Here is a 6,294-nt window from a genome sequence, read left to right as displayed (position 1 = left end):
CGGTCATCCAGACCCACCGCGGCGTCCCTATCGCCAGCAAGCCGGCTCCTACAAAAGTCGCCCAAAACGCCCCTGTCGCAAGACCGGGGCGTTTTTGTAGGCGCCGTCTGACCTGCAAACGTGACGCTTGTGCCGTGGATCAGGTACAATTCCCGGCTATTTTTCGGCGGGCTATGCCTGCAGCCTTTTTGAGTGTTGATCCGTGAGTGATTTGAGTCATATCCGCAATTTCTCCATCATCGCCCACATTGACCATGGCAAGTCGACGCTGGCCGATCGCTTCATCCAGATGTGCGGCGGCCTTGCCGAGCGCGAAATGGAAGCCCAGGTGCTGGACTCCATGGACCTGGAACGTGAACGCGGGATCACCATCAAGGCCCACAGCGTCACCCTGTATTACAAAGCCCGCGATGGCATTAACTACCAGCTGAACTTCATTGATACCCCGGGCCACGTCGACTTCACCTATGAAGTCAGCCGGTCGCTGGCGGCGTGTGAAGGTGCGTTGCTGGTGGTCGATGCCGGTCAGGGCGTCGAGGCGCAATCGGTTGCCAACTGCTACACGGCGATCGAGCAGGGCCTGGAAGTCATGCCGGTGCTGAACAAGATCGACCTGCCACAGGCCGATCCGGAGCGCGTCAAGGAAGAAATCGAAAAAATCATCGGCATCGATGCCACCGACGCGGTCGAGTGCAGTGCCAAGACCGGCCTGGGCGTCGATGAAGTGCTCGAACGCCTGGTTCACACCATTCCCGCGCCGACCGGCAACATCGAAGATCCGCTGCAAGCGTTGATCATCGACTCCTGGTTCGACAACTACCTGGGCGTTGTTTCCCTGGTTCGTGTGCGCCACGGTCGGGTGAAAAAGGGTGACAAGATCCTGGTCAAGTCCACCGGCAAGATCCACCTGGTGGACAGCGTCGGTGTATTCAACCCCAAGCACACCCCTACCGTCGACCTGAAGGCCGGTGAAGTGGGCTTCATCATCGCCAGCATCAAAGACATTCACGGTGCGCCAGTGGGCGATACCCTGACCTTGAGCTCGACGCCGGACGTCGATGTGCTGCCAGGCTTCAAACGCATTCAGCCGCAGGTGTACGCGGGCTTGTTCCCGGTCAGCTCCGACGACTTCGAAGACTTCCGCGAGGCGCTGCAAAAGCTCACCCTCAACGATTCGTCGCTGCAATACACACCGGAAAGCTCAGACGCACTGGGCTTCGGCTTCCGTTGCGGCTTCCTCGGCATGCTGCACATGGAAATCATCCAGGAGCGCCTGGAGCGCGAATACAACCTGGACCTGATCACCACGGCGCCGACGGTAATCTTCGAGCTGCTGCTCAAGACCGGTGAGACGATCTACGTCGATAACCCGTCCAAGCTGCCGGACCTGTCTGCCATCGAAGACATGCGCGAGCCAATCGTGCGCGCCAATATTCTTGTGCCGCAAGAACACCTGGGTAACGTCATTACCCTGTGTATCGAAAAACGTGGTGTACAGGTCGATATGCTGTTCCTCGGCTCCCAGGTACAAGTGACCTACGACCTGCCGATGAACGAAGTGGTGCTGGACTTCTTTGATCGTCTGAAATCCACCAGTCGCGGCTATGCTTCTCTGGACTACCATTTCGATCGTTACCAATCAGCTAGCCTGGTGAAACTGGACGTGCTGATCAACGGCGACAAGGTCGACGCCCTGGCGCTGATCGTGCACCGTGACAACTCGCACTACAAAGGTCGCCAGTTGACCGAGAAGATGAAAGACCTGATTCCGCGGCAGATGTTCGACGTGGCAATCCAGGCCGCCATTGGCGGTCAGATTGTGGCGCGTACAACCGTCAAGGCACTCAGAAAGAACGTATTGGCCAAATGCTACGGTGGTGACGTCAGCCGTAAGAAAAAGCTGCTGGAAAAGCAAAAGGCCGGTAAAAAACGCATGAAGCAGGTCGGTAACGTGGAAATTCCACAAGAAGCCTTCCTTGCCGTGCTCAGGTTGGATAGTTAGGTCCTATGTCACTAAATTTCCCGCTGTTGCTGGTCATCGCCGTGTTCGTCTGCGGCCTGTTGGCGTTGCTCGATTTGCTGTTCCTGGCGCCACGGCGCCGGTCTGCCATCAACTCCTATCAGGGGAGCGTCAGCCAGGCTGACATGGTAGTGGTCGAGAAACTGAACAAAGAGCCGCTGCTGGTCGAATACGGCAAGTCGTTCTTCCCGGTGTTGTTCATCGTGCTGGTGCTGCGTTCGTTCCTGGTGGAACCGTTCCAGATTCCTTCCGGCTCGATGAAGCCAACCCTGGACGTCGGCGACTTCATTCTGGTGAACAAGTTTTCTTACGGGATCCGCCTGCCGGTGATCGACAAGAAAGTCATCGAAGTCGGTGATCCGCAGCGCGGCGATGTGATGGTGTTCCGCTATCCGAGCGACCCGAATGTCAACTACATCAAGCGTGTGGTGGGCCTGCCGGGCGATCAGATTCGCTACACCGCCGACAAGCGCCTGTTCGTCAACGGTGAGTCGATTGCCGAACAACTGGTCGGCTCCGAGCCGGGCACGTTGGGCAGCGCCGAGCTCTACAAGGAAAAACTCGGCGTCGCCGAGCACCTGATCCGCAAGGAAATGAGCCGCTACCGTGCAACGCCGGACCATACGTGGACCGTGCCTGCCGGGCACTACTTCATGATGGGCGACAACCGCGACAACTCGAACGACAGTCGCTACTGGGATGACCCGAGTATTCCCAAGGATCTGCTGGGCATGGTTCCCGACAAGAATATCGTCGGCAAGGCCTTCGCAGTCTGGATGAGCTGGCCGGAACCCAAACTCAGTCACCTGCCGAATTTCTCGCGGGTTGGCCTGATCAAGTAATCACACACGGCGCTGTTGAACACAGCGCCGAATGCATTTCTGGAGTCGGCACAATCGGCGACAGAAGCATGAAAACAACGATATTCAGGACGTTATTTTTGAACACAGCGTTAATTGTCCCAAGCCTGCGCCGCATCAAGGCCCTGGCGGTGGAATCCAACCACGAACTCAGCGTGGGTAAACCGTGAGCGTCTCCTTAAGCCGTCTCGAGCGTCAGCTCGGTTACACCTTCAAGGATCAGGAGCTGATGGTCCTGGCCCTGACTCACCGCAGTTTTGCCGGGCGCAACAACGAACGCCTGGAATTCCTCGGCGATGCCATCCTCAACTTCGTCGCCGGCGAGGCGCTGTTCGATCGCTTCCCGCTGGCCCGCGAAGGCCAGTTGTCGCGTTTGCGTGCACGCCTGGTGAAAGGTGAGACCCTGGCCGTACTGGCCCGTGGTTTCGACCTGGGCGAATACCTGCGCCTGGGCTCCGGCGAGTTGAAAAGCGGCGGTTTCCGTCGCGAGTCGATTCTGGCCGATGCCCTCGAAGCGCTGATCGGTGCGATCTACCTGGACGCCGGCATGGAGGTGGCGCGCGAGCGCGTGCTGGCCTGGCTGGCCGGAGAGTTCGAAGGTCTGACGCTGGTCGACACCAACAAAGATCCGAAAACCCGCCTGCAGGAATTCCTGCAGTCCCGTGGTTGTGAGCTGCCGCGTTACGAAGTGGTGGATATCCAGGGTGAGCCGCATTGCCGGACGTTCTTCGTCGAATGTGAAATCATCTTACTGAATGAAAAAAGCCGAGGTCAGGGTGTGAGTCGTCGTATTGCCGAACAGGTAGCGGCCGCCGCAGCACTGATTGCCCTGGGTGTGGAGAATGGCAATGACTGATTTAACCGCAACTCGCTGTGGCTATGTTGCCATCGTCGGCCGTCCCAACGTGGGCAAGTCCACGCTGCTGAACCACATTCTGGGTCAGAAACTGGCGATCACCTCGCGCAAGCCGCAGACCACCCGCCACAACATGCTCGGCATCAAGACCGAAGGCGACGTTCAGGCGATCTACGTCGACACCCCGGGCATGCACAAGGGGGGCGAAAAGGCCCTGAACCGCTACATGAACAAGACCGCTTCGGCGGCGTTGAAAGACGTCGACGTGGTGATCTTCGTGGTTGACCGTACCAAGTGGACCGACGAAGACCAGATGGTCCTCGAGCGTGTTCAGTATGTGACCGGCCCGCTGATCGTGGCGCTGAACAAGACCGATCGCATCGAAGACAAATCCGAGCTGATGCCGCATCTGACCTGGTTGCAGGAACAGCTGCCGAACGCGCAGATCATGCCGATCTCGGCCCAGCACGGGCACAACCTCGACACGCTGGAGCGAGTGATCGCCGAGCACCTGCCGGAAAACGATCACTTCTTCCCGGAAGATCAGATCACCGACCGCAGCAGCCGCTTCCTTGCCGCTGAACTGGTACGCGAAAAAATCATGCGCCAGTTGGGTGCCGAGCTGCCGTACCAGATCACCGTGGAAATCGAAGAGTTCAAGCAGCAGGGCAAAACCCTGCACATCCATGCCTTGATCCTCGTCGAACGTGACGGCCAGAAGAAAATCATCATTGGCGACAAGGGCGAGCGCATCAAGCGCATCGGCACCGAGGCGCGCAAGGACATGGAGCTGCTGTTCGACTCCAAGATCATGCTTAACCTGTGGGTCAAGGTGAAAGGCGGCTGGTCCGACGACGAACGCGCCTTGCGTTCGCTGGGTTACGGCGACCTGTAACAGGTACAAAGATCAAAAGATCGCAGCCTTCGGCAGCTCCTACAGAGTTTTGTGTACCCCGTAGGAGCTGCCGAAGGCTGCGATCTTTTTGCAATCCCTGACCGGGCACAAATAAACCATGTCGACTACCGCGCCAATCGGCCAACCCGCCTACGTCCTGCACTCCCGCGCCTACCGCGAAAGCAGTGCGCTGGTGGATTTCCTCACGCCGCAAGGTCGGCTGCGGGCGGTGTTGCGCAGTGCGCGGGGTAAGGCCGGGACGTTGGCGCGGCCGTTCGTACCGCTGGAAGTCGAGTTCCGTGGCCGGGGTGAGCTGAAAAATGTCGGCCGCATGGAAAGCGCCGGTGTTTCCACCTGGCTCAACGGCGAGGCGCTGTTCAGCGGCCTCTACCTCAATGAATTGCTGATTCGCCTGCTGCCCGCCGAAGACCCTCATCCTGCGGTGTTCGATCACTACGCCGCCACCTTGCTTGCCTTGGCCGAAGGCCGACCGCTGGAGCCATTGCTGCGCTCCTTCGAATGGCGACTGCTTGATGATCTCGGTTATGGCTTCGCGCTGAATACCGACATCCATGGCGACCCCATCGCACCGGACGGTCTCTATCGCTTGCAAGTGGATGCGGGCCTGGAGCGGGTCTATCTGCTGCAACCGGGTCTGTTCAATGGTACCGAACTGCTGGCCATGGCTGACGCCGACTGGTCCGCGCCCGGTGCGCTGTCCGCCGCCAAGCGCTTGATGCGTCAGGCGTTGGCCGTTCACTTGGGTGGGCGTCCATTGGTTAGTCGTGAGTTGTTTCGAAAGCCATAGGGTATGCTGTGCACCGAACTTTCCCTCTTTCAGGAGCGCTTCCGTGACCACCAGCAATCGCATTCTTCTTGGCGTGAACATCGACCACGTTGCCACCCTGCGTCAGGCCCGGGGTACTCGTTACCCTGATCCGGTCAAGGCAGCGCTGGACGCGGAAGAGGCGGGCGCTGACGGCATCACCGTGCACCTGCGTGAAGACCGCCGGCACATTCAGGAGCGCGACGTATTGCTGCTCAAGGATGTGCTGCAAACCCGCATGAACTTCGAAATGGGCGTCACCGAAGAAATGATGGCGTTCGCCGAGCGTATCCGCCCGGCGCACGTTTGCCTGGTGCCGGAAACCCGTCAGGAACTGACCACTGAAGGCGGTCTGGACGTAGCGGGACAGGAAGCGCGGATCAAGGCGGCGGTGGATCGCCTGGCGAAGATCGGCTGTGAAGTGTCGCTGTTCATCGACGCTGACGAGCGGCAGATCGAAGCGTCCCGCCGTGTCGGCGCGCCGGCCATTGAATTGCATACCGGGCGTTATGCGGACGCCGAGACGCCCACCGAAGTCGCTGAAGAGCTCAAGCGCGTGGCCGACGGCGTGGCATTCGGTCTGGCCCAAGGCCTGATCGTCAACGCCGGCCACGGTTTGCACTATCACAACGTCGAGGCTGTGGCGGCGATCAAGGGCATCAACGAACTGAACATCGGCCATGCGCTGGTGGCCCATGCGTTGTTCGTCGGGTTCAAGTCGGCAGTGTCGGAGATGAAGGCGCTGATTCTGGCTGCTGCGTTGAAAGGCTAGATCGGCGGCGTTGCCATCGCGGGCAAGCCACGCTCCCACAGGTTTTGCGTCGAATACACAGTCGT

At 59.2% G+C, this 6,294-nt stretch carries 6 protein-coding genes; all 6 read left to right on the top strand.

Annotated elements, in window-relative coordinates; genetic code table 11:
• The first annotated feature begins 202 nt into the window (after positions 1-202).
• The 6 genes from lepA (at position 203) to pdxJ (ending at position 6,229) form a co-directional block, all read left to right on the top strand.
• Entirely contained in the window at positions 203-2,002 is a 1,800-nt protein-coding gene (gene lepA / locus ACCC96_RS21480) for a translation elongation factor 4 (protein ID WP_018927092.1), read from the top strand.
• 5 nt (positions 2,003-2,007) lie between these two features.
• Entirely contained in the window at positions 2,008-2,862 is an 855-nt protein-coding gene (gene lepB / locus ACCC96_RS21475; protein WP_258671092.1) for a signal peptidase I, read from the top strand.
• Positions 2,863-3,046: 184 nt separating this feature from the next.
• Complete coding sequence (gene rnc / locus ACCC96_RS21470; protein WP_018927089.1) at positions 3,047-3,736, top strand: ribonuclease III; 690 nt, start codon at positions 3,047-3,049, stop codon at positions 3,734-3,736.
• On the top strand, positions 3,729-4,631 hold the full coding sequence (era, locus tag ACCC96_RS21465) for a GTPase Era (protein ID WP_413696839.1): 903 nt from the start codon (positions 3,729-3,731) through the stop codon (positions 4,629-4,631). Before rnc ends, era begins: the two co-directional genes overlap by 8 nt.
• Positions 4,632-4,749: 118 nt before the next feature.
• Positions 4,750-5,439: a DNA repair protein RecO gene (gene recO / locus ACCC96_RS21460; RefSeq protein ID WP_305425319.1), complete on the top strand. Its 690-nt coding sequence runs from the start codon at positions 4,750-4,752 to the stop codon at positions 5,437-5,439.
• A 43-nt stretch (positions 5,440-5,482) separates the two neighbouring features.
• Positions 5,483-6,229, top strand: a complete 747-nt coding sequence (gene pdxJ / locus ACCC96_RS21455) for a pyridoxine 5'-phosphate synthase (RefSeq protein ID WP_007936221.1) — start codon at positions 5,483-5,485, stop codon at positions 6,227-6,229.
• Positions 6,230-6,294: the final 65 nt, after the last annotated feature.

Source organism: Pseudomonas sp. Pseusp11 (assembly GCF_047304405.1).
Taxonomy (GTDB): Bacteria; Pseudomonadota; Gammaproteobacteria; order Pseudomonadales; family Pseudomonadaceae; genus Aquipseudomonas.
Note: the sequence above shows the minus strand (reverse complement) of the source record. Positions and strands in the feature narration are given on the sequence as shown.

What these genes read in the sequence shown, in the direction of transcription:
- lepB (WP_258671092.1), top strand. Translation starts at nt 2,008, where the DNA reads ATGTCACTAAATTTCCCGCTGTTGCTGGTCATCGCCGTGTTCGTCTGC.
- era (WP_413696839.1), top strand. Translation starts at nt 3,729, where the DNA reads ATGACTGATTTAACCGCAACTCGCTGTGGCTATGTTGCCATCGTCGGC.
- recO (WP_305425319.1), top strand. Translation starts at nt 4,750, where the DNA reads ATGTCGACTACCGCGCCAATCGGCCAACCCGCCTACGTCCTGCACTCC.